The 25,425-nt window shown below is 42.4% G+C and carries 21 protein-coding genes; 10 read left to right on the top strand and 11 right to left on the bottom strand.

The genetic code is table 11. From position 1 onward, the window contains the following. Positions 1-78: 78 nt before the first annotated feature. Together IT970_RS04975 and IT970_RS04970 are read left to right on the top strand one after the other, a co-directional pair. A complete protein-coding gene (locus tag IT970_RS04975) occupies positions 79-2,799 on the top strand; it encodes an insulinase family protein (protein ID WP_118844107.1) in 2,721 nt (906 codons plus the stop codon). Positions 2,800-2,975: 176 nt separating this feature from the next. Continuing rightward, positions 2,976-5,093, top strand: a complete 2,118-nt coding sequence (locus IT970_RS04970; RefSeq protein WP_371915642.1) for a putative bifunctional diguanylate cyclase/phosphodiesterase — start codon at positions 2,976-2,978, stop codon at positions 5,091-5,093. On the opposite strand, the gene IT970_RS04965 is transcribed toward IT970_RS04970, so the two are convergent. Further along, entirely contained in the window at positions 5,090-5,284 is a 195-nt protein-coding gene (locus tag IT970_RS04965; protein WP_036969956.1) for a hypothetical protein, read from the bottom strand. The two genes, IT970_RS04970 and IT970_RS04965, sit on opposite strands and share 4 nt — an antisense overlap. A 220-nt stretch (positions 5,285-5,504) precedes the next feature. Between IT970_RS04965 and IT970_RS04960 the strand changes: the two genes are divergently transcribed. Next, positions 5,505-5,981, top strand: coding sequence for a DUF4234 domain-containing protein (locus tag IT970_RS04960; protein WP_036969958.1), 477 nt, complete (start codon positions 5,505-5,507; stop codon positions 5,979-5,981). 50 nt (positions 5,982-6,031) lie between these two features. Here IT970_RS04960 and IT970_RS04955 read toward each other — a convergent pair whose 3' ends face one another. The 7 genes from IT970_RS04955 to efpL all read right to left on the bottom strand — a co-directional run bounded on the left by IT970_RS04955 (position 6,032) and on the right by efpL (position 13,379). Beyond that, positions 6,032-7,351: a DUF58 domain-containing protein gene (locus IT970_RS04955; RefSeq protein ID WP_196857652.1), complete on the bottom strand. Its 1,320-nt coding sequence runs from the start codon at positions 7,349-7,351 to the stop codon at positions 6,032-6,034. Beyond that, complete coding sequence (locus IT970_RS04950) at positions 7,348-8,331, bottom strand: AAA family ATPase (RefSeq protein ID WP_196857651.1); 984 nt, start codon at positions 8,329-8,331, stop codon at positions 7,348-7,350. Before IT970_RS04950 ends, IT970_RS04955 begins: the two co-directional genes overlap by 4 nt. Next, entirely contained in the window at positions 8,328-9,476 is a 1,149-nt protein-coding gene (locus tag IT970_RS04945; protein ID WP_118844105.1) for a DUF4350 domain-containing protein, read from the bottom strand. Before IT970_RS04945 ends, IT970_RS04950 begins: the two co-directional genes overlap by 4 nt. Beyond that, on the bottom strand, positions 9,466-10,923 hold the full coding sequence (locus IT970_RS04940) for a hypothetical protein (protein WP_182396195.1): 1,458 nt from the start codon (positions 10,921-10,923) through the stop codon (positions 9,466-9,468). Before IT970_RS04940 ends, IT970_RS04945 begins: the two co-directional genes overlap by 11 nt. Then, a complete protein-coding gene (locus IT970_RS04935; protein ID WP_196857650.1) occupies positions 10,913-11,863 on the bottom strand; it encodes a stage II sporulation protein M in 951 nt (316 codons plus the stop codon). Before IT970_RS04935 ends, IT970_RS04940 begins: the two co-directional genes overlap by 11 nt. Next, on the bottom strand, positions 11,860-12,588 hold the full coding sequence (locus IT970_RS04930) for an RDD family protein (RefSeq protein ID WP_074988658.1): 729 nt from the start codon (positions 12,586-12,588) through the stop codon (positions 11,860-11,862). The genes IT970_RS04935 and IT970_RS04930 overlap by 4 nt, the downstream gene beginning before the upstream one ends. A 218-nt stretch (positions 12,589-12,806) precedes the next feature. After that, positions 12,807-13,379, bottom strand: a complete 573-nt coding sequence (efpL, locus tag IT970_RS04925; RefSeq protein WP_196857649.1) for an elongation factor P-like protein EfpL — start codon at positions 13,377-13,379, stop codon at positions 12,807-12,809. Positions 13,380-13,568: 189 nt separating this feature from the next. On the opposite strand from efpL, the gene IT970_RS04920 reads away from it, so the two are divergent. Further along, on the top strand, positions 13,569-13,955 hold the full coding sequence (locus tag IT970_RS04920) for an MmcQ/YjbR family DNA-binding protein (RefSeq protein WP_118844102.1): 387 nt from the start codon (positions 13,569-13,571) through the stop codon (positions 13,953-13,955). A 27-nt stretch (positions 13,956-13,982) separates the two neighbouring features. On the opposite strand, the gene IT970_RS04915 is transcribed toward IT970_RS04920, so the two are convergent. From IT970_RS04915 to fadI, 3 genes are all read right to left on the bottom strand, one after another. Then, a complete protein-coding gene (locus tag IT970_RS04915; protein ID WP_196857648.1) occupies positions 13,983-14,513 on the bottom strand; it encodes a GNAT family N-acetyltransferase in 531 nt (176 codons plus the stop codon). Positions 14,514-14,658: 145 nt separating this feature from the next. Beyond that, the gene (gene fadJ / locus IT970_RS04910; protein WP_180311435.1) at positions 14,659-16,884 is read right to left on the bottom strand and encodes a fatty acid oxidation complex subunit alpha FadJ; all 2,226 of its coding nucleotides are present in this window, start codon (positions 16,882-16,884) and stop codon (positions 14,659-14,661) included. Beyond that, positions 16,884-18,194, bottom strand: a complete 1,311-nt coding sequence (gene fadI, locus IT970_RS04905) for an acetyl-CoA C-acyltransferase FadI (RefSeq protein ID WP_036969977.1) — start codon at positions 18,192-18,194, stop codon at positions 16,884-16,886. The genes fadJ and fadI overlap by 1 nt, the downstream gene beginning before the upstream one ends. A gap of 337 nt (positions 18,195-18,531) precedes the next feature. On the opposite strand from fadI, the gene IT970_RS04900 reads away from it, so the two are divergent. Genes IT970_RS04900 through IT970_RS04875 form a run of 6 tightly spaced genes read left to right on the top strand, consistent with a single transcriptional unit; the run spans position 18,532 to position 25,369 of the window. Next, the gene (locus tag IT970_RS04900; protein ID WP_036969980.1) at positions 18,532-19,488 is read left to right on the top strand and encodes an AAA family ATPase; all 957 of its coding nucleotides are present in this window, start codon (positions 18,532-18,534) and stop codon (positions 19,486-19,488) included. Between the two features lie 3 nt (positions 19,489-19,491). Then, complete coding sequence (locus tag IT970_RS04895; protein ID WP_036969983.1) at positions 19,492-20,436, top strand: DUF58 domain-containing protein; 945 nt, start codon at positions 19,492-19,494, stop codon at positions 20,434-20,436. A gap of 2 nt (positions 20,437-20,438) precedes the next feature. Continuing rightward, a complete protein-coding gene (locus IT970_RS04890) occupies positions 20,439-20,879 on the top strand; it encodes a DUF4381 domain-containing protein (RefSeq protein WP_074988660.1) in 441 nt (146 codons plus the stop codon). After that, a complete protein-coding gene (locus IT970_RS04885; protein ID WP_074988661.1) occupies positions 20,872-21,858 on the top strand; it encodes a vWA domain-containing protein in 987 nt (328 codons plus the stop codon). The genes IT970_RS04890 and IT970_RS04885 overlap by 8 nt, the downstream gene beginning before the upstream one ends. Before the next feature lie 2 nt (positions 21,859-21,860). Next, on the top strand, positions 21,861-23,729 hold the full coding sequence (locus tag IT970_RS04880) for a VWA domain-containing protein (protein ID WP_074988662.1): 1,869 nt from the start codon (positions 21,861-21,863) through the stop codon (positions 23,727-23,729). Further along, positions 23,723-25,369 (top strand): BatD family protein, encoded by a 1,647-nt coding sequence (locus IT970_RS04875; RefSeq protein ID WP_036969990.1) that lies wholly within the window; start codon positions 23,723-23,725, stop codon positions 25,367-25,369. Before IT970_RS04880 ends, IT970_RS04875 begins: the two co-directional genes overlap by 7 nt. Positions 25,370-25,425: the final 56 nt, after the last annotated feature.

The following is a 25,425-nucleotide window of genomic DNA, read 5'->3' as shown; positions in this document are numbered from 1 at the left end:
TTTCGTTGCTGTGCCTTTAGCGTTCCTGAGATTATCATCTGTTGTTAGGACATTAACGCATTCTTTCAGGAGAATCTTTTGAATATCAGCCGCAATGATAACAGAACATACCAGCCCCTAACACTGGACAATGGTCTAAAAGTGCTTTTAGTGCAAGACCTAGAGTCAACAAAATCAGCGGCTTCTATGGCTGTTAATGCGGGTCACTTCGACGATCCCCTTGATAGACAAGGTCTGGCTCATTTTTTAGAGCATATGCTTTTTTTAGGGACTGATTTATATCCCGAGTCTGGTGCCTTTTCGAACTTTGTTTCACAATCAGGTGGCAGCACGAACGCCTGGACTGGCACCGAGCATTCTTGCTACTTTTTTGACATCAATAATCAACAGTTTTCAGATGCACTCGCGCAATTTAGTCGTTTTTTTATTGCCCCCTTACTCAGTCCAAAAGAAACCACCAAAGAGCGCAATGCAATTGACGCTGAATTTAAATTAAAAATTAAAGACGACGGACGCCGTATTTATCAAGCGCATAAAGAAACGGTAAACCCAGCACACCCTTTTGCTAAGTTTTCGGTGGGTAATCAACACACATTAGCAGACCGTGAGGGCTGTATTAGCGAAGAACTGCGCGCATTTTTCAACCGTCATTACCAAGCACAATGGATGACTTTAGTTATTTGCAGTAACGCCGATATTGCCACGATGACTGACTGGGTTAAGCAGTATTTTAGCGATATTAAAGGGCAAGCAAAGAGTAAAGAGATCATCGAGCCTCCCCTTTATCGCAAACAAGATTTGGGCAAAGTTTTACACATTGAACCGCACAAACATATGCAAAAGCTCATCATCAGTTTTGCTATGCCCAACATTGACGATTTTTATCGCCATAAAACGGTTAGTTTTATTGCTCACTTGCTTGGCTATGAGGGCAAGGGCTCGTTGTATTCAATTTTAAAAGAACAAGGTTGGATCAATGCTCTTTCTGCTGGTGGCGGTATTAATGGCAGTAACTTTAAAGATTTTAATATCAGCGTAGCTCTTACAGATGAAGGTATTGAATACTATGAAGATATTGTCGAAATGGTATTCGAGTATATCTGTTTAATTAATCAAAACTGCGCCAAACTTCCCAGGCTTTATCAAGATAAAAAGAACCTGTTACAAATTGCCTTTGATAACCAAGAAAAAGCACGCCTCATCGACTGGGTTAGTAATTTAAGCATTAACATGCAGCATTACGATGAAGAAAATTACGTACAAGGCGATTATTTAATGGAAGGCTTTAATCGTTGCGCCCATGAAATTGCGATGCAATGGTTAACCCCAGATAATATGCGATTGGTGCTCATTCACCCCGATGTTGAGCCAGAACATACTACCGCTTGGTACAATACACCTTATAAAATCGAAGATATATCGCCATGCTGGTTAGAAGCATTAAGTGAAATAAACACGCCCTTACCTGAAATGTGTCTGCCTTGCGCTAACCCTTATTTAACCAAAGAGGTTGAACTGTTACCGCTAGACACTCCCAAAAAAGCGCCTGAACTACTTGTGAAACAAGAAGGGTTTGATTTTTGGTTTAAGCAAGACGCGACTTTCCGCGTTGCTAAAGGGCATTTTTATTTAGCGATGGATTCTCACTACGCAATTAAAGACGTAAAACACATGGCGCTAACGCGCCTGTTTGCAGACCTTTTTATGGACAGTGTGGCAGAGCAGTTTTATCCAGCCGAACTGGCTGGGCTGAGCTATCATTTAACCTCGCATCAGGGAGGGCTTACACTGCACACAGCCGGTTTATCTTCAAGTCAGCTCACTTTAGTCAACGAATTACTCGAAGCACTGTTTAATGTCGATATTTGCGCAAAGCGCTTTGCCGAGTATAAAAAACAGCTTGTTAGGCATTGGCGTAACAGTAATCAAAACAAACCCGTCAGTGAGCTATTCAGTATTTTAGGGGCGCAAATTATGCCGTGGAACCCTGAGCCCAATGCACTTGCTCAGGCGCTAAAAGATACCAGTTTCCACCAATTCAACTGCTTTAGAACTGAGTTTTTTAAAGCCTTGCATGTTGAGTCATTTTTACATGGCAATTGGCAGCGCAGCGATGCACTTAAATTTCAAAAGCAAATCGTTGATCACCTCGCTGGCAGTACCACTATTATCGATTTAACACGGCCACTAAACGATGTTACCGAAGTAGAACACCAACGTATCACACTCAATTGCAACGACCACGCGATGGTGCTTTATTACCAAGCATTAACCGATGACACCACAGAAAAAGTTAAAATGATGGTGCTTAATCACCTTATCAATCAAGACTACTTTAACGAGCTAAGAACAAAACAGCAGCTTGGCTATTTAGTGGGTGCTGGTTATGCCCCATTCAACACACGCGCTGGCATTGCGTTTTATGTGCAATCGCCTAAACACAACGCTGATGAGATACTCAAACGCCACCAGCAATTTATTAGTAATTTTGTCGCACAGATCCCCACTGTTGATGAGCAGCAATGGCTTCAAACAAAAGCGGGACTCGTCACACATATTGCAGAAAAAGACAAAAACTTACGACTTCGCTCACAACGTTTATGGCTGGCAATTGGTAACCGCGATACTGAGTTTAATATGCAACAACAACTGATCGCTGAGCTTGATGCGCTGAGTCTTGAGGATATGCAGCAATATATTATTGAGATCTTTTCTGAAAACCGGCCTAGAATCGAACTTTTAAGTGAGCCAAAGCTCAAAAAACCAGCAAAAGCCAACCTTTCTTCTCATTCTCTTTGACTCGTTCGTGAGCTTAGATTAAATTATCTGGTGCGAATTAAGGTATTTCATTAATGATAAAAATAATAAAAATGATTTCTACTTTTTTAATAATGAGTATGGCGGATGTTTTTTCTGCTTCTGCAAGCCCGATAGAGCTTGAGCAAAGTACACTGTTGCTGATCCCAAGCACAATTATGATGCTCTTGCTGCCATATTTGCTATTTGTCATTTACAAACTAAAGCGTTCTCGACATCAGCTGCGAATCTCTGAACATCGACTAAAAAGTACCGTAGAAGGCAGTGGTGATACCCTATGGGACTGGAACATAAAAACGGGCGAAGTAATACGTATCAACGATAAATACACCACAGATACGAATAACGCCAACGGCTTCCCTCCTAATCGAGACCTTATTCACCCACATGATTTACCACACGTTGAAAATGCACTCAAAAGACATTTTGCAGAACACACTGCATTTTTCGAAGCAAGTTACCGAATTAAAGATAGTTTTGATCGCTGGCACTGGGTATTAGACCGTGGAAAAATTATCGAAAAAGATACCAACCTAAACCCCTTACGAATGACAGGCACTGTCAGAGATATTTCACAGCTAAAATCAACAGAAGCCCGTTTAAACCTATTTGCTAAATGTGTTGAATCGCTGACTGATGCAATTGCTATCTACGACAAAAACTTTAAGCTTGTTGATTTAAACCCGAGCTTTTTAACTCTGTTTGGCGGCAGCCGTGAACAGTATTTAAAGAAAGATTTTGCACTGCTTGGCTACGACCAAAGTTATGTCGACGAAATTAAAGCCACCGTAAAAGCCACCGAACATTGGCAACAAGAAGTCAAACTTAAAAATGCTCAACGTCAATTATTACCCATTGAAATTTCAATTGATGAAATTAAAAATGAGCATAATCAAATTTGTAATTACGTGGTTGTCTATTCTGATCAAACCGAGCGTAAAAAAGCGGAGTCTCAATTACATAACCTATCAAACAGAGACCGGACGACCGGCTTGCCTAACCGAAACTTATTTTTCACCAATTTAAAAAAACTCGCAAAGCAAGACAATCACCATGCTCTTTTAGTGTTTGACCTAGACAACTTTAAAAAAATTAATGACTCATTAGGTCATCAACTAGGTGACAGTCTCCTAGCTAAACTGGCAATGCGTTTAAATAAACTCACTCGCGAGAAAGATGTGTTTTATCGATTGGGTGGTGATGAATTTGCACTGGTTATGTCGGGCACTAACGACATTCATACCATCACACGGATGGCTAAACTATTTTTAGCCGCAATTGCCACCCCTTTTAATATGGCAGGCCATGAGCTGGTAATTACCTCAAGTGTCGGAATCGTGCTGTTTCCAGAAGACGGTAATACCCCCGAGCTATTGCTAAAAAATGCCGATACTGCGATGTATCACGCAAAGAAAAAAGGCAACAGCTACTTATTCTTTAATGACACAATGAACCGTGAGGCGGTAAAGCGCTTACAAATTGAAAACTTAATGCGCTACGGATTAAAAGAGGATCATTTCGAAGTCTATTACCAACCGAAAATGAATATTCACACCGGTAAACTCGATGGCATGGAAGCACTCGTCCGCTTTATCACTCCTAAAAAGGGGATTATAAGCCCGGGCGTCTTTATTCCGATTGCCGAAGAAACAGGGCAAATTATTGAAATTGGTGAAGTGGTCTTAAATAAAGCCTGTCGCGATGTGAAAAACTGGATAGATCAAGGCCTCTTTAATGGCCGTGTTGCGGTGAACTTATCCGCTAAGCAATTTAGTTTACCCGACTTAACCACTCGCATTGATTTAATATTACAAAAGAACGAGTTGCCCTCTTATTTTCTCGAACTCGAAATTACCGAAGGCACCGTAATGGATGACCCGCAAGAAGCCATTGCAGTCATGCGCTCATTAAGTGCTAGAGGCATTCACTTAGCGATGGATGACTTTGGCACCGGTTATTCATCCCTCGCCTATCTAAAACAGTTTCCACTAAACACGCTTAAAGTTGATAAAGCATTTATTGATGATATGCAGACTGAGCGGGGCCGGAACATGGTTGACTCAATCGTTACCATCGCACACAACCTAGAGTTACATGTTGTTGCCGAAGGGGTTGAACAAGCTAAACAAGTAGAGATGTTAAAAGAATTAAAGTGTCAAACGGTGCAAGGTTATTATTACTCAAAACCATTGTCACACCCTGAATTTACCGCATTTTTGAAAAGCCAACTCACTAAATCAGCTCCAAGTTTAATCAGGAGTGTAAACGTTAATTAAGGGCGCCAACCACATGCCTGACGGCCAACATGGCGAACAAAAGCACGGCGGTAGTGCACATTAAACAAACACCAAGCAATGGGCCCAAGCACGCCCCCTAAAAACATCCAACGTTTTACAGGCATTCCCTTCGAAAGCGACTCTAAATACATCACCAATACAAATAAACAACTCAGTAGAATTAGCAGCACACAGCACCTCATTAAAAACAGCGCGCAGTGTATATAATTTAAGCACAGGTTTAAACCATGAAGCTGTAATAGCCACTATAAAGACGGGTTATATTCTATTACTATCAATTGCAAAGCGTTAAAAAATGCGTGAAATGATATACAGAATAAAGTCGAGGATATAATATAGGAACGTGCCTGTGGCACCTAAGGAAAAAACAATAAAATATGAGGATATATTATGTCTAATGAAACCAGCAATCTATACCAAGCGCCCGAAGCTACCCTAACAGATGCAAACAGCAGTGGTAATAAACCAATCTTAAACTTTGATCGTTTCTCTGCCTGGGGCGTGTTCTTTTTAAGTGTTTTTACACTGGGCATTTACAGTGTTTATTGGCTAGTAAATCGCACAAATCTTGCAAATTCACTCGCTAAACATCAAGTTAGCCAAGGTATAATTTACGGCTATGTTGGTTTATACGCGGTGAATATTATTTTATCGATTGCGGGAGTTAGCCCCGAACTTGGGGGTGTTGTGTCGCTTATTTCTTTTGTTGTCGCGATCATTCTTATCTTTTCACTGCGTACTTCTTTAACTGAGTTAATCAACGAAAGCAGTGATGAACCTGTCAAACTAAATGGTATTTTAACCTTTTTCTTCAACGTGATTTACTTTCAATATAAAATCAACGAAGCAATAGACAAGCAAAAATAATCGTTACAAACGTAAAAAAGGCATTGAATTCAATGCCTTTTTTATTCCTGCTAGAGAGCACCTGAGTGCTTCACATTTAAATACGTATTCAACACATGTGGCAGTAGTTGCACAGGCTTACAATCAATAGCGATGACACCTTGCTTTTTAAGCTTTGCCATATTGGCTTTGTGTGCATTAAGTAAAGCAAGTGCCGCACAATAACTAGTTGCATCTTCATACTTCTCGATTGGCTCATCGAGTACCTCAGCCACTGCACGGTTATTTATATTGATAAGCGCTACAAGGTGGTGCTTTTGCAGCATTTTTATGGCTGGGAGCAATTCATCAATACTCTGCTCATCTAACGTTGTCACCAAGAGCACTAAAGAGCGTTTAGTTCGCTTAGCAATAAGTTGATTAACCGCAACTAAATAGTCACTGCTGCTATTATCGGGGTATAAATCATAAAAATGATTCATCACCCGCGAGACATTCTGCGCCCCTTTAACATCTGGTAACCAACGCAAGGCTTGATTGAAACTTTGCATACTAAACCAGTCACCTTGTTTTAACACAGTGTGAGCGAGCAATAAAAGTGCATTTAATGCATGATCAAAGTGAGTGCCTTCGTTTGCTTCAATCGCCATTTTTTTAGATGCATCAAGCATCACAATCACATGCTGATTCTGCTCTTCTTGGTATTCACGAGAAATTAATTTACGACGTTTACTGGTCGCTTGCCAGTCAATTTGCCTAACACTATCACCTTGCCGGTATTCCCTTAATTGATGAAACTCAATACCTTCACCCCGCTTTTTGGTTAACTTTAAGCCATTAATTGGCTTATTGGTTACGCCATTAAGGTGTTGCTTTGAGGTTACACGACTAAAATCAGGGTACACTTTTAACCGAGTCTCTTGCTTGACTAACCAGCTAGATTGCCACAGCCCAAAAGACGAGCCAACTCTGAGCTCAATAGCGGTTATGTCAGCATCACCGCGTTTATGAGCACGAATATTAAAGCTCAGCTGTGCTTGCTGCATCGCTGTTAAAAATACCGTCTGTTGCGGCTCAGCAAGCTCTATGGCCTGACTTAAATGCAGACTAGCATCGAGAAGCTGGGGCTGCTTAGCGGTGTTATTGATAGTAAGCTGAACTGGCTGCCAACGATACAATGCCATATTTTGGCTCGTCGACAATTCTGTTGATAACAGCGGCTGCGACTTTGACAACATTAAGTCAATCCATGTAATCACGACAGGCACCAATAATAACGCCGTCATTATTACGCTTCCAAGCTCAGCTATAGCACAGACAAGCACCATCAGCACGACTGCACATAGCAGTAAAACAAGGCGTTTGGCAGGTCTAAGCTTAATTCGAATCATGAGCGAGGTGCTTCAACACTGGCTAATATGGCATTGATAACTTCGTCGTACGACACCCCTTCTAACTCTAAATCAGCCGATAAGATCAAACGGTGTCTTAAAATATTAGGGGCGACTGATTTTACATCATCTGGGATCACAAAATCGCGCCCATTCATCAATGCGATTACTTTTGCAGCCTTAATCAGGTTTATTGATGCTCGTAAACCTGCGCCGTGCAATACACCTTGCCAAGTTCGTGAATTACGAACAATATCGACAGCATAATTAAGAATTTTTTCGTCAACTAGCCTATCTGCACATAGCTGCTTAATTTCACTAATACGCGCGGCATCAAGTACTGCAGGCAGTTGCTCAACCGTTGATTCATTCGACACCACTTTGGTGTTAAGTTTTAACAACTCAACTTCCGCTTCATGCGAAGGAAAACCCAATTCAACTTTCATCATAAATCGGTCTAATTCCGCTTCAGGCAACGGGTAAGTCCCTTCTTGATCGAGCGGGTTTTGTGTTGCTAAAACCATAAAAGGAGAATCGATAGAAAGCGATTCACCATCAATCGTTACTTGTTGCTCCTGCATCACTTCAAGTAATGAGGACTGGGTTTTTGCGGGTGCACGGTTAATTTCGTCTGCCAATAAAATATTGGTAAAGGCGGGTCCTTTTTTAATATTGAATTCACCCGACTTCATATCATATAAGCTATGACCAACAACATCTGATGGCATTAAATCAGGCGTAAACTGTACGCGCGAAAAATCCACGTTTAAGCTTTTTGCCAATGCCCTAACCAGTAACGTTTTGCCAAGCCCTGGCACACCTTCAAGCAGTACGTGACCACCTGCAAATAAAACGGTTAGCACATCTTCAACAATGGCATCTTGACCAACGAGGACACGTGAAATGTTTTGCTTTACTTGTTTTACAGCCTCCGCGGCATCTATCAAGCTCATGCGTTTATTTTCCAGTTCCGTGCTCATAATGCATTCCTTAATTGTTTAAATCGTTTGATATATTCTAATCGTTGCTCGCGTGACGTGGGTAATTCACTTACAAGCAGCTGAGTCACTTGTTGTTTGTCGAAGTGCGTTAAATTAGCAATAATTTGTGCCTGTTTATCATCACTTAACATTTTAAAATTAGGTACTCGCATCTCTACTTTTGCATTAAAGTCTTTACGAAGCGCTGTCCATAAATACGCTTCGTGTCCGTGTTGCATGTAGAAATTAGCCACCGCACGAATATGCGCATTAAAACTGGTTTTAATCTCGAAGTCAGGGGCATAGGCTCGACCAATTCGACTACTGATATGCCACACTGTAAACACTACCAATAATAAAAGGCTCACAACAAACTGCCAGCTCCAGTGCCATATTTTTGCCAGCCAATTAGGGTATGTTAAATAAGGAACATATGTCACTTTATCAGCCCCTTTGCTAAGCCAAAGTAGGAGGCTGCCATGGTCAAGGTGGCGTAATCGATAGTTTGTAAATGGTGCCAATGACGGCATTACAATAACGCGGCCTTGCCCAAAAGCGAGGTCACACATAACAGTATCGCCCTGTTCTGTGTTTGTGCTGACACCTGGGCAATGTTCAATCGTAAATGCACGGCTTAGTTCAAGCGCTAACACGGTGTCTTCATTTATAGCCAAGGTGCTGTTTTTAGACCCTTCTTTAAGCATTGCAAAGTCATAGTCAAAGGCACTGTCTTTCGCTGAAACGGTGATCCCTAGTTGATTAAAAAACAATGTATTATCAAGTGCCAACTCATCGCGCTGTCGATTTAATACATACACCAATCGCCCACCTTCAGCCACCCATTCAGCGAGCTGCTGATCTAACTGATACGAATCGGCAAGCACCGCTTCATCGACAATTAAAATAGTGTGTGGGTCAATGCGTATTTGTTCGCTATCGGCATGTGCAGCGAGGTGTTTATCTTTAAGCCATTTAATGCCATTTGCGTTTAACAATCGCTGCGCCATGGTGAAATTATCTTTAGCCACATCAGAGTGAAAACCTATTTCGAATTCTTTTTTCTCCCACTCCAGCGACGCAACCCCCGCAACAATAATAAAACCAAGCAATACCAAACCAGCAATCAGTACATATTTAAGCTTCATGAGTACTTTCCTCCTTGCTGGCTGTCATTGCTTTTATTTCCTCTGTAAGAGCAATAAAATCAAGATCGGGTGTTTGGTGCCCCCAAGCAACACTCACCCACGCTGTAAACAAGCGCGTAAAAATATCGTGTATATGCGTCGGTACTTTGGCATCTATCGCACGCTTACATTCACGCTCAGTCATTGAGCGATGTAATCTCACTTGATGTTGCTGCTGCGCCCAACTAAGCGAGTAATGTAACAAATAAGCCAGCGCTAAACGGTGTTGCCCTGCATTAAAACAACGCAATGCCGAGGCAATTAAATCTGTAGGTAAATCCTGTGCTTTAATTTCAGCAAACAAACTGGGGATCACGGGCTCTTCTTTATGTCTGGCACGTTCAGGCAGGCTTAAATTGGCAAAAAAACCGCGTTTTTTCATTAAGTAATAGACTAACCAAATGACTAATAACGCCACTAACACCCATCCCAATACACCAAAAACCTGCCCTATGGCTTCAAAAATATTAAATAACCATGATAAGTCACTCGATGAGGCTTTTTTGGGTTCAAAAATAGGCGTCCACGTTGTTTCTGTCTCTATCACATTAGGTTCATTATAAAGCGCTGTGACTTGCTCTTTTACCTGTTGTTTATCAATTTCATCGGCGTAACTGGCAGACGGAGCAATAGTAACACTGGATAAGAAAAGCAGTGCCAGTGAACACAATACACCGCTTAGACGTGCGCGAATATTTTTAAAAGCAAGCTCAATATCCCACCCTTCAAGCTCAACTCGACGGTGTAAATAAGCTAAAAAGCCCCCCGTGACAAATAAAGGCGCAACGAGTGCAATACTTACTATATATAAAGCATTAAAGGCAATTTCTAACCATTCAGGGGCCTCAAAAATCTGATACATCGCTTCTTCAGCTGTAAATGAATACGGCACTAATGCAATCGTTAATGCAGAAAACCCCATCAACAAAATAAATTCAAAGTGGACACAAAATAGCATCCAAAGTGTTTGTTTGGGTTTTGTTGAAGCGAACAACAGCTGTTTACGCTTCGCTTTTCGCTCTTTAGACAGTTGCTCTAGTTGTTCAACTGGCGCCAAGAAAGCACGATTAGGACTGAACCTTAAGACACTTAAATGCACTAGCATCTCTGCCAACTTTAATTGCTTTAACGACTTTAAACTGTGGGTAATCGAGACCGGTTGATTAAAAACCGCTTTTGACATGTAATCGAGTATCGGGCGCTCGAATAAAGGTTTAAGCCACCATATTAAAAAAGCACTCCAGCTCCAATTAAGTAACACGCCCACAATTATAAATAGTGGTAAGGCCATGCATAAATACATAAAAAACAAAGAAAAAAAGTGCGATTTAACTAATAACACTGTTAAATCAAAGGTTTCGTAAGCATCACGTTTACGAGGGTTAAAACTCAGGCGATTAAGCTCCATAACGCATTCCCTTATAGAGACGATACAGCACATACGCCCAACACCCACTGCCCACTGTATATTTTATTTCATTCGCAATATCGCGCGGAGACCAAAACGCTTCTATGAAAGCAGCTATCACCAGCATTAAAAAGGCCCCTACAATTAAGGGCAAAGCTTTTTGTGCGGCTTGTTTTATGGCATAAGCACGCGTGAATTGGCCAGGGTTAAGGAGTGCGTAGCCAATTCGGCACCCTGCTGCAGAGGCAATGATAATCGCTGTCAGTTCAAAAGAGCCATGGGTGATAACAAACGAGAAAAACGGTCCTTCAAACCCAACATTTACAATATGTGCGGCAATGGCCCCGAAATAAAAACTGTTGAATAACAAGAAAAATGCAGCTCCTACACAAAACAACACTCCCCCTGCAAACATTTGAAATGCGATCCCTATATTGTTGTAGATATACACCCCAAACATTAATAAATCTTGTGATGCTCCCCGCTCAGCAGATTGCACACTTCCACTTGGGTCATACATTTTTTCTATGTTTAGCAACGTACCTTGCCCTAGAAAAGTATACGCTGCATCTGGGTCCAGTCTTACCCAAATAAAGGCAATTAAAGCTAAGCTCCAAAAAGCCAGCAAATTAACAGCTAACATCACACGGTTTTCATACAGAGCCCGAGGAAACGCTGTTCGTGCGACATGCCATAGCTCAGAAAACTGATTGCTACGAGACAAATACAAACGTTTTTGGCCTAACTGCACTAAACGATTTATTTGTTCAACGAGTATGGGGCTGTATTGACGGCTTTGAGCGATGGCTAAATCATTACAGATCTTGCGATACAGATTTGGAAAATGATTGGGCAACGACTCTGAACGTTCCATTTCACATAACGCTTTGAATTCATCCCAGCTTTGTGTGTTCGATTTTACAAATTGGGTTTGTTTCATTGCTGACTCTCCACGTGTGAGTGGTCATGATTATCGTGTAGTTGCCCAGCAAAATAACGGGCATAACTGGCTAATTGCTCCTCAATATCGGTTTCATTACTGGCTAAAGGCTCAGCAAGTATAGTGGCAATCTCCAGGTGTCTGGCAGCGGATAACTCATTGTGTCGTTCAGCAAAAGCAAGCACCGCTAATTGCTCTTCGGTCGTCAAGCTGACAGCAGGAATGCTCACATCACCTTTAGGCAGTAATGGGCGCTCTTGCAGCTCATCATCATAAATAACTAAGGTGCCTGCTGCCCAATCGCCGATCCGTTTGAATCGCGTATTAAACATCATCACGATGAGTCCTAAAAAATAACCAATAGGCAGCATATCTGCAGGACGTAATAAGTTGCGTACCACTATTTGCGAAAAGCTCGCTGGCAAACCGTTGTCTTGTACTACACGTATTTTGAGGCGTTTTTTACCGGGGGTCTGGCCATTTTCCATTTCAAAAAGGATGTTGTATCCCCAAGATATAAGAAAGTAGGCAATAAGAACAAGGCCTTCGCCTGCGTCTCCAAAAAAAGAAAAGAGCGTTGCTATGGCAAGCAGGATCAAGCCACGAATAATAAGATCGATAATATAAGCGTAACTACGCGCCACAACACCTGCTGGTGTTATAGCAATATCAACACCTTCTGGGAGTTTAACGTACTCTCTGTTTTCCAATCCGTGGTTTAACATGCAATCTACTACTAGTCGTTATTATCGTCTTTGCTTATTAGGGCAGAACCTTAAAAAGCAATAAGTTAAGTAAACCATGATGCGCGTTTTCCTGTCTTTTTTCAATGCCTTTTAGCCTAAAAAAAGGAACATAGGCTGATGTTTAAAGTGAACTTAGCCCTAATTTTAACTTAACAAAAAAGCCGACATAAATGTCGGCTTTTACAGATGACAGATAATTATTTTTCTGCTCGACCCATAAACTTATGTTCAGCAGTATTAATACGAATACGATCGCCCGTTGAAATGTGCTCTGGTACTTGAATCGTTAACCCAGTAGTTAAACGCGCAGGCTTCGAGCGTGCACTCGCAGAGGCACCTTTAATCGAAGGGTCAGTTTCTTCAACAACAAGTTCAACACTTGAAGGTAAATCGATACCAACAGGCACGCCATCAATCACAATGACATGCACACCTTGTGTTTCTTCGTTAACGAATAAAATTTCTTCGCTAATTGCGTCTTTATTAAGGTTGTAAGGCGTGTAATCTTCATTGTCCATGAACACATATTCTTCGCCATCAATATAAGAAAACATTGCTTCACGACGCGTCAAATCAGCAAGCTTTAACATGTCACTGTCTTTAAACGTCTCATCGACTTTACCGCCAGTAACAACATCGTATAAACGCATACGGTATAAGCTACCACCAGCTCGACCTTGCGGCACAGAACGCTGGATATCTTTTACTACTAAAACACGGCCATTGTATTCAATCGCTGCGCCTTTTTTTACTTCACTTGCCTTAGGCATGGGTGTATTCCTATCGTTTTTTGATGACAGAAATTTACCACGTAATGGCTTTTGTTCAATAAAAATTTGCAGTTTTCCATCACCCGCATTATTTATCCTAGTTTTCAGCAAATTATAAAAATAGATATCTCCAAACTTAAAAATTCTGCTATGTTTATAACTACGAAAAATGACTTCAAGGATTGGATCATGAATCAACACACAGTACACGAATATTTAATGAAAAAGCCATTGGTGATGATCACCCAACCATTTGGCCAAGATGTCGATGTTTATAAGGTTAACCATAAAATGTTTGCCACTCTCGTAGAGGGAAAAGAAGGCCAAATTGACGATGAAGGTAACCTTGTTTGGTGGTTAAATTTAAAATGCGATCCTGATGAAGCCCAAGCATTGCGAGATATTTTCCCATCCGTGGTCCCGGGTTATCACATGAATAAACGTTTATGGAATACCGTTATTTTAGATGGCACAGTACCACAAGGGGAGATTGAACGTATGATTGATAATTCGTTTAATCTAGTGGTCGCAAACATGCCTGAAAAAGACAGAAAAGCGATTGAGATGCACCTTTAACCTCTTCGCTAGTTACATCAGCACTGATCACAGGGTGTGATCAGTGCGATTCAAGTAAAAATGATGATCGGTATACAAAATACCCCCTATCATATAAGCATCAGGCTGTTTTTCAATTAACTGAAAACCACATTTCTCCAGCACTTTTTCTGAACCGACATTGCCCTCAGTGACCACGGCTTTAAATTCACAAACGCGGTGTTCGCGAATAGCATAATCAAGCACCACTTTTAATGACTCAGTAGCATAACCACGGCCATGAAAGTTTGGCAGTAGCAAATAGCCTACTTCTTGGCTATTTGGCACAGTGGATGACGTAAACCCTGTCACCCCGACTTCTTTGCCCGTGCAGGTTTCGACTATCACCAAACACAACGGCGTATTGCCACCTGGTGACCAAGGCTTTAAGCGTTCATTAAACTTAGCGCGTACATGTGCTTCAGAGGGTTTATCAAAGCACTTTTCAATCACATCAATATCGTTGTGTAATGCATAAAATAATGGCCAGTCATCGGCATTTAAAGGTCTTAAAGTTAATCGCGCAGTGGTGAGAGTCATGGTGATTAGTCGTTTGCTAAATAAAGTCTGTTATAGCAAATCACTCCCCTACTTTAAATACAACTTATAGCCAATACAGCAACAAAAAAGCCCTGTTCAATAGGAACAGGGCTTTTAGTATAAAGTCACTCGTTAACTACGCAGCTTAACTTTTAGTTGTTTCAGCATTTGGCTCTTCTAAGGCTTGCTCATCTTCAACCACTTCTTTCGTTACTTCGACAGGGTCTAGGTGTGATTCCTGTTGTTCAACAACAGACTCTTCAGCACTTTGATAAAAACGCCCCTTATTCTCAGCCATTGCCTTTAATGTATCGCATGGCGTAAAAATAGGGTTATAGTTTGCAAATGTTGCCATTTCAGAGCTCACTTGCGCCGCCCCTAGCTTATCCATATAGCTAAATGGGCCGCCTAAGAACGGTGGGAAGCCGATACCAAAAATAGCCCCAATATCCCCGTCACGTGGGCTGGCAATAATGCCATCATCTAAACAACGTACCGCTTCATTTAGCATTTGTGCCACACAGCGTTTGGCTATTTCGCTTTTATTTAGACGTGGCGAAGGAGTCACACCCAATAACTCGTAAACTGACTCATCCACTTTTTTATCTTTCTTGTCGTAAAGATAAAAACCACGTCCCGTTTTACGACCTAAACGTTTAGAATCAATTAAACGATTAAAGGCATCAGGGGCTTTAAAACGCTCACCCAATTCTTTTTCTAAAATTGGCGCAATTTTAGAGCCAATATCAATGCCAACTTCATCAAGTAAAGCTAATGGACCCACAGGGAAACCAAACTCAACAAGCGCTTGGTCAATCTTCTCAATAGGTTCACCCGCAAGCAGTAAATTAGCCGCTTCGTTTACATACGGCGCTAAAATACGGTTTACGTAAAAACCCGCCATGTCTTTCACCACAATCGGCGTTTTACCTTGCTTACGAGCAAAATTAACAACGCGCGCAATGGTGTCTTCAGACGTGCCAGCGTGAGGAATTATTTCAACCAATGGCATTTTTTCTACAGGTGAGAAGTAGTGCAATCCTATTACATTCTCTGGGCGTGCAGCATTAGCGGCAATGTGTGCAATCGGTAATGACGATGTATTACTTGCAAAAATCGTGGTGTCTTGGCACTCACGCTCAACATCGGCCACCATACCTTGCTTAAGTGCCAAATCTTCAAACACAGCTTCAATAACAATATCAATGTGTTTAAAGCCGCTGTAATCTGTCGTGCCTGTAATACGGCTCATGGTTTGTTGCAGCTCGGCTTTTGATAAAATACGGCGCTTTTGCTTTTTGTCTAAAATCTTGTAGCTGTAGTTCATTGCATTACTAATGCCCTTTTCAGCCACATCTTTAATACGCACAGGCACACCCGCTTTAACAGCACTTACGTGGGCAATACCCGCGCCCATCAATCCGCCGCCAAGAACTGCGGCTTTACTAATGGCTGGTGCGTCATCATTACGCCACTCTTTTTTCATTTCAGTGGTTGCAAAGAAAATACCACGCAACGCTTTAGACTCGTCGCTCATAACAAGCGTTGCAAAGCCTTCTGCTTCTGTTTTGTATGCTTTTAATTGATCAAGTTCAACACTCGCACGCACGGCTTTAATAATTGCTAAAGGCGCAGGGTAATGACCGCCTGTTTTCTTAAGCACATTTTCTTGGGCTTTTTTGAAAATAATATTGCGGCCAAACGGGTTTGACTCTAACAATTGGCTCAAACGGTCTAATTTAGGCTTGCTTACTTTCGCTTTCCCTTTAAGGGCAAACTCTTTTGCAACTTCAAGTAATACACTGTGCGGAACACAATCATTTACCAAGCCTGTTTTTTTCGCTTGTTTTGCACGTACTTGTTTACCTGTTAGCATCCATTCGAGCGCTTTTTGCAGGCCAACTAATTTAGGTAAGCGCTGAGTACCCCCACCCCCAGGTAATAAGCCTAGTTGTACTTCGGGTAAACCCAGCTTCGTGATGTCGCTGTCTGAACAGACACGATAATCACACGCTAATGCAAACTCTAATCCCCCACCAAGCGCCGCACCATGAATGGCACTGACTGTTGGGAATGGTAGTTTTTTCATATCGAAAAACGCTTGCTGACACATCTCGCTCAGCGCTAATGCATCTTCACGACTGTTTGCACTATCAAGCATTTTAATGTCGGCACCGGCAATAAAGTTATCGCTTTTACCACTAATAAATACCATGCCTTTAACAGCTTGTTGTTGTGCGTCTTTTAAGAGTGTTTTTAAATCTTCTGCGAAACTACTGCGCAGGGTGTTCATTTTTTCACCCGGCACATCAATTGTCACAACGCCAACACCGTCATCACCTACCGATAAACTAAATACTGAATCTGTCATTACGCACTCTCCAATACAAAGGCTGCACCTAAGCCACCCGCTGCACAGGCAGTCGTTAAAGCAAGGCCGCCACCGCGACGATTAAGTTCATGTAAGCTTTGCGTGATCAGGCGCGCACCTGTTGCCGCAAATGGGTGACCGTAAGCAAGTGAGCCACCTAACACATTGAACTTGTCCATGTTAATTTCGCCGATCGCTTTGCTGCGACCCAGCTTTTCTTGGGCAAACTTATCTGATGCAAACATTTTCATATTTGCCAGTGTTTGCGCTGCAAATGCTTCGTGCATTTCAATTAAATCTAAATCAGCTAATGTGATGCCCGCACGGTCAAGCGCGATGGGTGTTGAATGGGCTGGGCCCATAAGCATGTCTTCGTGCACACCGATTGCCGAAAACGCAAAACTACGGACATAGCCTAAAATATTGTAACCCAGTGCTTTTGCTTTGCTTTCGCTCATCATAAGCACCGCAGCGGCCCCATCAGTTAATGGCGTTGAGTTTGCCGCCGTCACTGAACCGTGTTGACGGTCGAAGGCTGGTTTTAATTTAGCGTAACCTTCAATACTTGAGTTATGACGAATATTGTTATCTTGCTCGATGAAGCTCTTATACGGTGCAACGTGTGCCGTCATCACTTCGTCTTTTAATTTACCGTCGGCCCATGCTTGGCTCGCAAGCGTGTGTGAACGGTGTGCAAGTGCATCTTGGTCAGCACGGCTAATGTTATGCGTTTTAGCCATTTGCTCAGCTGTTTGACCCATAGATAAACCTGTAGAGTATTCCGCAACGGCTGGCGGTACCGGCATTAAGTCTTTTAAACGCAATTTAGAGAATATTTTTAAACGCTGCCCGAACGTACGCGCCTTGTTTAAATCAACTAAGCTGCCCGCTAATTTTTTGCTCACACCGATTGGTAATACAGACGATGAATCAGCACCGCCAGCAATACCAACCTGCACAGACCCCGCCATAATTGACTCGGCTACGTTGGCAATTGCTTGGAAACTTGTTGCACACGCACGTGATACCGAATACGCATCAACAGAGACAGGCATACCGGTACCAAGCACTATTTCGCGGGCAATATTAGGGGCTTCTGGCATTTGCACTACTTGCCCAAATACCAATTGATCAATTTCAGATTTATCGAAGTTAAGGCGCTCAAGCATTTCGTTGACAACTAACTTGCCCATATCAAGGGCTGGTACATGATGGAATGCTGTGGCTTGTTTTGCGAATGGCGTTCGTAAGCCGCTAACGATAGCGATACGATCGCCCTTTGCTGTTTTAAGTATGTTTTGCTCAGACATTTATGCTCTCCCGCTGACAGGTCTGACCTGTTTGTTTTTCCTGATTCTAAAACAACCCGTGTATGAATGCCAATAGTAAGTTACCAACCATAGGCTTTTTTCGACCTATTTACAAAAAATAGCACCATTTATATGCTAGGCTAAAAATCCTTAAAAAATAACGAACTATTTTAGGATTTTCTGTCTAACACTTGTGTTATGACTTTTGAATCCTTATAACTTGTTGATAGCGCCCCAATCACAGTATCGCTTGGATAATTTATCGGCACTGAATAGTGTTTATTGGCGCTTCACAAAAATGAACTTTGACTCACGCTTTTAGGACAGTCTTTTTATTATGGCAGTTAACGCATTTTCACAATTAAAATCATACTTAGACACGCAAATTATCGGCCAACCTCAATTAACTCAAGCACTGTTAATCGCTATTTTAGCGGATGGTCATTTATTGGTTGAGGGCCCGCCAGGACTTGCTAAAACGCGTGCTGTTAACGCGCTAGCTAAAGGCGTTGAAGGCAGTTTCCAACGGGTTCAATTTACCCCTGACTTGTTGCCAGCAGATGTCACAGGCACCGATATCTATCGTCAGCAAACAAGCGAATTCGTCTTTGAAAAAGGGCCGTTATTCCATAACCTGATTTTGGCTGATGAAATTAACCGTGCTCCTGCAAAAGTGCAGTCTGCATTGCTCGAAGCGATGGCAGAACGCCAAGTAACCGTTGGCAAAAACACTTACCCGTTGTCAGACTTGTTTATGGTGATGGCAACGCAAAACCCATTAGAGCAAGAAGGGACTTACCCTCTGCCAGAAGCACAACTAGACCGCTTTTTATTACACTTAAGCATTGATTACCCGGGCGCTGAGCATGAGCTTGATATTTTGCGTCTGACGCGTGGCGAAGCAATTTCTGATAAACAAGCGAGTACAGAGCAAATTAGCCAAAGCGAATTATTTGCCGCCCGAAAAGCAATTTTAGGCTTATACCTTGCTGAACCGCTTGAAAAGTACTTAGTGCAATTAATTGTTGCAACCCGTGAAGCATCAGAACTTGATGAACAACTTGGCCGCTGGATTGAATACGGTGCCAGTCCGCGTGCCACAATCGCGCTTGATAAATGTGCCCGTGCACATGCATGGCTTGAAGGTCGCGACTTTGTTGCCCCCGATGATATCCAAGCGGTTCTTCACAATGTGTTACGTCATCGCATCATTTTAAGCTACGAAGCCCAAGCCGATGGTATTAGTAAGGATGACGTTATCAGTCGCATCCTAGAATTGGTTGCAGTGCCATAAACTATGTCTAGCCAATTTGATACAGCGGCGTGGTTAGCTGCAAGTCATAGTCAAGGCGTTAATTTATCACTCAAAGAGTTGATGTATTACAAAGCTAAGGCTCGCTTGCTTGAACTTGCGCCCAAAGTAAAAATCAAAAACAGCTTAGCTGGGCAATATCTTGCGCCTCATAAGGGGCGTGGGATGGAATTTGCCGAAGTGCGCCATTACCAAGCTGGTGATGATATACGCTCTATCGACTGGCGTGTAACAGCACGTACTGGCGAAACCCACACAAAGCTGTTTCAAGAAGAAAAAGAGCGTCCTGTTTTTGTCTTTACTGACTTTTCAAACTCGATGCTATTTGGCTCTCGGTTATTATTAAAGTCGGTGCAAGCTGCGCATATCAGTGCGCTGGTAGCATGGTCGGCCTGCCAACGAGGTGACCGCATAGGTGGTTTGGTGTTCAACCAACACAGCCATCATGAGCTAAAACCTACATCACGTGAAAAAGCAGTATTAAAGCTTTGCCATAATTTATGCGATATTCACAGCAACGCACTTAACAATATCGACAAAACAGCTTCCAGCTTATTCAGCGATAATCTCAAACGATTAAATCACTTAGCAAAGCCAGGAAGCCTTGTGTATATTGTCTCAGACTTTAATGCTCTTGATGAAGCAAGCTTTAAACAGCTTGAAATGCTCAGTAGACACTGCGAACTAATTGGTTGTCATATCAGTGACCCGTTTGAGCATCAGCTGCCGGCATTTAAGCAAACCGTCACTGTGTCTGCTAATGGCCAAGATTTAGCCCTACCATTAATGGACAAACAATTCCGTGAACGCTTCGCAAAATCAGCCGAGCACTCTTTTACTCAAAGACTAAAACGCTTACAGAAATCGGGGCTGAGTTTAATTTCATTCAGTGCAGCCACACCGCTTGAGCTGCAATTAGTGAGAAAGTAACAATGCAAACAAATCCGCTCGATGGCTTACATGATGTCATTGCACCCGCAGAGGTTGCGTGGTGGCCACTTGCGCCTATTTGGTGGCTAATAATCTCAATAGTCTGTGTGCTTTTGATTATTGGCTTGGTGCAGTTATATAAAAATAACCAATTTAAAAAAGCCAAAAAACAGGCTATTGAACTAAGTCGCACACTCGCAGATGACGACGTGCAGGCGCTGCATATCATTTTAAAACGCTTAACACGTCACTACTACACAGAACAATTAGCTGCTCAGCCTGTGGCACAATGGTCACAGAGTTTGTCACAGCTTAGCGGCGACACCTTTAGCTATGATGAATTAATGCAACTTTATCAACCAGACAATAACCATGCCGAGCTGGGTGTAAAATTACGCCATGCCATCAATAATTTTAAACTCAAGGAGTCTATTAATGTTTGAGTTTAGCTGGCCATGGTGCTTTATTTTATTACCTTTACCTTGGTTATTAAGCCGCTTAAAGCCGCTAAAGCAACAAGGTAACTTGCGTTTGCGTATCCCTGGATTTGCTAAGTTAGGCCTTAATAATCAAGCCGCACAAGACCACGGCCGCAAGGTATCGATAGTCGAGTGGATAATTTGGGCGCTATTGGTTATCGCTATTGCCAATCCAACATGGCTTGATGAACCAATTACCTTACCAAATGAAGGCCGCGATATCATGCTGGCAGTTGATTTATCAGGTTCGATGACAGAGCAAGATATGGCGTATCAAGGACAATATGTTGATCGACTGACCATGGTAAAAGCGGTACTCAGTGACTTTATAGAGCAACGCCAAGGCGACCGCTTAGGACTGATCTTATTTGGTGATACCGCCTTTTTACAAACCCCACTAACCCGCGATGTAAAAACAGTAAGCCAAATGCTCAGCGAAGCCCAAATTGGGTTAGTTGGCCGTGCCACAGCGATTGGTGATGCTTTAGGGCTGTCGGTAAAACGGTTTGCCAATAAAGACGAAAGTAACCGTATTGTGGTGTTGTTAACAGATGGCCAAAACACTGCTGGCAACCTTGACCCTGATGACGCGCTGTTACTTGCCCGTGAAGAGGGAATAAAAGTGTACACCATAGGCGTAGGTTCCGATAACCCTCGCGGTTTTAGCTTATTTAACATGGGCGGAATGAGTGGTGGTAATCTAGATGAAGGCTTACTAAAACGCATTGCAGAACAAACCGGTGGTCTCTACTTTAGAGCGAAGGATGTCGCAGGGCTTCAGCAAATCTATAAAGAGCTCGATAAACTGGAGCCTATCAGCAGTGATGAACAAACATTCCGCCCGCAAGTCTCCTTGTTTTATTTACCCTTACTTGCAGCGTTGGGCATTATTGCACTTGCCTTGCTTGTTAATTTTATTCGCCAATTTAAACGGGAGGTCTAAGCATGGATTTTGAGTTTATTCGCCCTACCCTACTTTGGTTATTGCTGCCTGCATTGATTATTTTTAGCGTGCTATTTGTACGAAATAAAAAGCATGCTCCAGCTGATTTAATTGCACCGCACCTTGCACAATTTGTTATGAACGAAAGTCACAACAAACAAAAACAACCACTCTGGTTGGTGGCGCTATTTACCCTGCTTGCGATTGTTTTTTCGGCCGGCCCAAGCTTTGAGAAAAAACAGGTGCCCGTGTTTCAAGCAAAAAATGCACGCGTTATCGTCATGGATATGTCGTACTCAATGTTCAGTACCGACATAGCCCCCAGCCGATTAGTACAAGCGCGTTTTAAAGCACTTGATATGATTGAGCTATTTAAAGAGGGTGATACTGCACTTGTGGCCTATGCGGGGTCAGCATTTACTATTTCGCCTTTAACTAATGACGCCAGCACGTTAGCGAATCTGATTCCAAGTTTGAGTCCAGATATTATGCCAAGCAAAGGGTCAAACGTGATTGATGGCCTTGAAAAAGCCGATGATTTACTAAAGCAAGCCGGGTATTTAGACGGTGACATTATTTTGGTAACCGATGGCATTGATCAACTCGATCACGATGATATTAGTCGCTTTACTGCTCAATCGAGCTACCGCTTAAATGTCTACGGCGTTGGCACAGAACAAGGCGCCCCCATTAAGTTACCTGAAGGCGGCTTTTTGAAAGACTCACAGGGGCAAATCGTCATTCCCACTCTTAATATCAGCCGCTTAACAGCAATTGCTCGTAACAGTGGCGGCAAATTTGCGTTATATCAAACCAGTAACCAAGACATAAAAGCCTTCGCCCCCAGCGCCAACGCAGAGCGTCTCAAAGACGAAAAACAAAGCCAAACGTTATGGCGTATCGATGCAGGTATTTATGGCTTACTGATTTTAATGCCACTGGCACTCTTTTTAATCCGGAGCAGCAGCCTAGTGCTTGGTTTTATGTTTATTATGCTACTACCACAACAGCAGATACACGCCGCAGAGTTACCAGCAGTGTTTAAAAACCAAGATCAACGCGCTTTGGATGCTTATCAGCAAAAGCAGTTTGATCAGGCCGTTAATACAGATAACACCCAGCTAAAAGGAGCCGCACTTTATCAGCAAGGTAATTACCAAGCTGCGGTTGATGCTTTTAGCCAAGATAAGTCTGCAACAGGCCTTTATAACTACGGTAATGCTCTGGCTAAAGCTGGGCAGCTAGAACAAGCCATTGATGCCTATAAGCAAGCCCAACAGTTACAAGATGATTTTACTGAGGCACAAGAAAATCAAGCACTTGTTGAGCAGTTATTAAATCAACAACAGCAACAACAAGATCAACAGCAAAATTCTGACCAACAAAACAAGGATGGTCAGCAAGACGACCAGCAAAAGCAACAAGGCGATAATTCGCAGCAAGGTGAAAACAGCGAACAGAGCGAGCAACAAGAAGGTGAACAACCCTCTGAGCAAGATAAACAATCGGATCAGAAAGGTGAGCAAAGCGAGTCAAATAGCGAGCAAAAAAATAAACCTGAAATGCAATCTGAATCAGCGCAACCATCCGACTCTGGTGAACAAAAGCCTGAGCAAACACCCGAGCAAAAAGACGCGCAGCCAGAGCCGATGCAAAGTGATGAACAAGCTAAAAAAGAAGCTGAACAACAAGCTATGCAGGCACAAGCGGCTGAACTAACAAATGAAGAAAAAGAGAAAGCCCAGCAACTGAATCAGTTGCTGCGTAAAGTTCCTGATGATCCCGCTATCTTATTAAGAAATAAAATGCAGTTAGAAGCACAAAAACGAAACTATCAACGTCGTCCACGAGGAGCCGAAAAATCATGGTAATGCGATTATTATGTTGTTTATTGCTAATCGCGGCAGCGCCGCTTTGGGCCGCCACCCAACTACAGGCCAGTGTTGATAAAAACCCCGTCCTTGCGGGCGAATTTTTTATCCTCACTATTTCTGCAGACGACACGATTAACAGTGAACAACCCGACACGTCTGTATTATTAAAAGACTTTGTCGTTGGGCCAACCAGTGTGAGCTCACGCACAAACATTATTAACGGCGAAATTAGTAAACAAACTAATTGGTCTGTAAAACTCATGACGCGTAAGGAAGGCACCTACACTATTCCTGCTTTTACGGTGGCAGGTGTAAGTTCAAAACCAATTCAACTTAGCGTTTCTAAACGCAGCCAATCGTCAGAGCAAAATAAAGATGCGTTTATAAAAACCAGTCTCAAGCCAAACAACTTATATGTTCAAGAAGCAGGTGTTTACACAGTTAAACTGTACTTAGACAATAACAAAGAACTGCTCGATGGTAACCTAACGACACCAGTCATGGCAGACGCTGAACTAACCCCTATTAACAAGCAATCAGAAAGCTATGAACTGATTGACGGTAAACGGTATTTAGTGATCACCCGTGAATACTTAGTACAACCACAAAAAAGTGGCATTCACACCATAACAGCCCCTGTGTTTAATGGCCGTATTCGTCAAAACTATCGCCAAATGGAAATCTCTGCGATGGGCGAAGATATTGACGCAGAAATCAAACCGATTCCTGATAACTACTCTGGTGCTTGGTTGCCAAGTGAGCTGGTTAACCTTGATGAGCAATGGCAACCAAAAGATGACACTGTAGAAGTTGGCACCCCGATTACGCGCACCATTACTTTAACGGCACTGGGCGTGACTAAAGAGCAGCTTCCTGATATCGATATGCCGCAAGTGCAAGGTTTTAGAAGCTACCCTGACGAAAAAGAGAACAATCACCTTGTTCGCGATGGCCGCGTCATTTCTCAGCAAACAGCCTCTTATGCTTTATTACCGCAAACCCCGGGAACGTATACACTGCCCGAAATCAAGCTGCCTTGGTTCAACACTAAAATTAATCGTATAAGCTATGCAACAATCCCAGCACGCTCGATTACCGTCGTACCAAGCACTAACCCGCTCACGCCACCTCAAGCAGCTGTTACAGCGCCTACAGAGCAAGCAGCCACGCCTAGCTTAAATAACAGCACACCTGCTGTCGTTACTCAGTTAAGTACGCCAACTTGGCTGATAATTATTGCCGTTGCCGGTTACATACTGTGGTTAGTGACACTGGTGCTGTATTTTAAAAAACGCCCTCAATCAACAGGAGAGTCAACGCACACTTCAGCGACGACTTCATCCTCATTACCCGAGCTTAAAAAGTTAGCTAAGCAAGGTAAATACACTGCGTTTTATAGTGCATTAAGTCGCTATGCAAAACACCACACAGGAAAAACAACGGGGGCTTTAGACTCATTGTTAGCCACACTAAACGATGAATCATTAAACACTGAAATTGCCAAATTACGTGCAAAACTCTATAGTTCATCGCATGAAAAACCTGATTTAGTGCTAATTGTTAATCAGCTTAACCAGGCTGAAAAACACCCTAAATCGGCAGCACAAAATCAGACATTGAAAAATCTTTACGATTAAAATCAATTAATAGTAATAAAATAATGAAAAATAACGGCTAATCTTGAGGTTAGCTG

The sequence above is a fragment of the Pseudoalteromonas sp. A41-2 genome (assembly GCF_015767615.1).
Classification (GTDB): Bacteria; Pseudomonadota; Gammaproteobacteria; order Enterobacterales; family Alteromonadaceae; genus Pseudoalteromonas; species Pseudoalteromonas lipolytica.
Note: the sequence above shows the minus strand (reverse complement) of the source record. Positions and strands in the feature narration are given on the sequence as shown.

Excerpts from the sequence above, each read along its gene's own strand:
- IT970_RS04970 (WP_371915642.1), top strand. The coding sequence starts at position 2,976 with ATGATGCTCTTGCTGCCATATTTGCTATTTGTCATTTACAAACTAAAG.
- IT970_RS04960 (WP_036969958.1), top strand. The coding sequence starts at position 5,505 with ATGTCTAATGAAACCAGCAATCTATACCAAGCGCCCGAAGCTACCCTA.
- IT970_RS04955 (WP_196857652.1), bottom strand. The coding sequence starts at position 7,351 with ATGATTCGAATTAAGCTTAGACCTGCCAAACGCCTTGTTTTACTGCTA.
- IT970_RS04950 (WP_196857651.1), bottom strand. The coding sequence starts at position 8,331 with ATGAGCACGGAACTGGAAAATAAACGCATGAGCTTGATAGATGCCGCG.
- IT970_RS04945 (WP_118844105.1), bottom strand. The coding sequence starts at position 9,476 with ATGAAGCTTAAATATGTACTGATTGCTGGTTTGGTATTGCTTGGTTTT.
- IT970_RS04940 (WP_182396195.1), bottom strand. The coding sequence starts at position 10,923 with ATGGAGCTTAATCGCCTGAGTTTTAACCCTCGTAAACGTGATGCTTAC.
- IT970_RS04935 (WP_196857650.1), bottom strand. The coding sequence starts at position 11,863 with ATGAAACAAACCCAATTTGTAAAATCGAACACACAAAGCTGGGATGAA.
- IT970_RS04930 (WP_074988658.1), bottom strand. The coding sequence starts at position 12,588 with ATGTTAAACCACGGATTGGAAAACAGAGAGTACGTTAAACTCCCAGAA.
- efpL (WP_196857649.1), bottom strand. The coding sequence starts at position 13,379 with ATGCCTAAGGCAAGTGAAGTAAAAAAAGGCGCAGCGATTGAATACAAT.
- IT970_RS04920 (WP_118844102.1), top strand. The coding sequence starts at position 13,569 with ATGAATCAACACACAGTACACGAATATTTAATGAAAAAGCCATTGGTG.
- IT970_RS04915 (WP_196857648.1), bottom strand. The coding sequence starts at position 14,513 with ATGACTCTCACCACTGCGCGATTAACTTTAAGACCTTTAAATGCCGAT.
- fadJ (WP_180311435.1), bottom strand. The coding sequence starts at position 16,884 with ATGACAGATTCAGTATTTAGTTTATCGGTAGGTGATGACGGTGTTGGC.
- fadI (WP_036969977.1), bottom strand. The coding sequence starts at position 18,194 with ATGTCTGAGCAAAACATACTTAAAACAGCAAAGGGCGATCGTATCGCT.
- IT970_RS04900 (WP_036969980.1), top strand. The coding sequence starts at position 18,532 with ATGGCAGTTAACGCATTTTCACAATTAAAATCATACTTAGACACGCAA.
- IT970_RS04895 (WP_036969983.1), top strand. The coding sequence starts at position 19,492 with ATGTCTAGCCAATTTGATACAGCGGCGTGGTTAGCTGCAAGTCATAGT.
- IT970_RS04890 (WP_074988660.1), top strand. The coding sequence starts at position 20,439 with ATGCAAACAAATCCGCTCGATGGCTTACATGATGTCATTGCACCCGCA.
- IT970_RS04885 (WP_074988661.1), top strand. The coding sequence starts at position 20,872 with ATGTTTGAGTTTAGCTGGCCATGGTGCTTTATTTTATTACCTTTACCT.
- IT970_RS04880 (WP_074988662.1), top strand. The coding sequence starts at position 21,861 with ATGGATTTTGAGTTTATTCGCCCTACCCTACTTTGGTTATTGCTGCCT.
- IT970_RS04875 (WP_036969990.1), top strand. The coding sequence starts at position 23,723 with ATGGTAATGCGATTATTATGTTGTTTATTGCTAATCGCGGCAGCGCCG.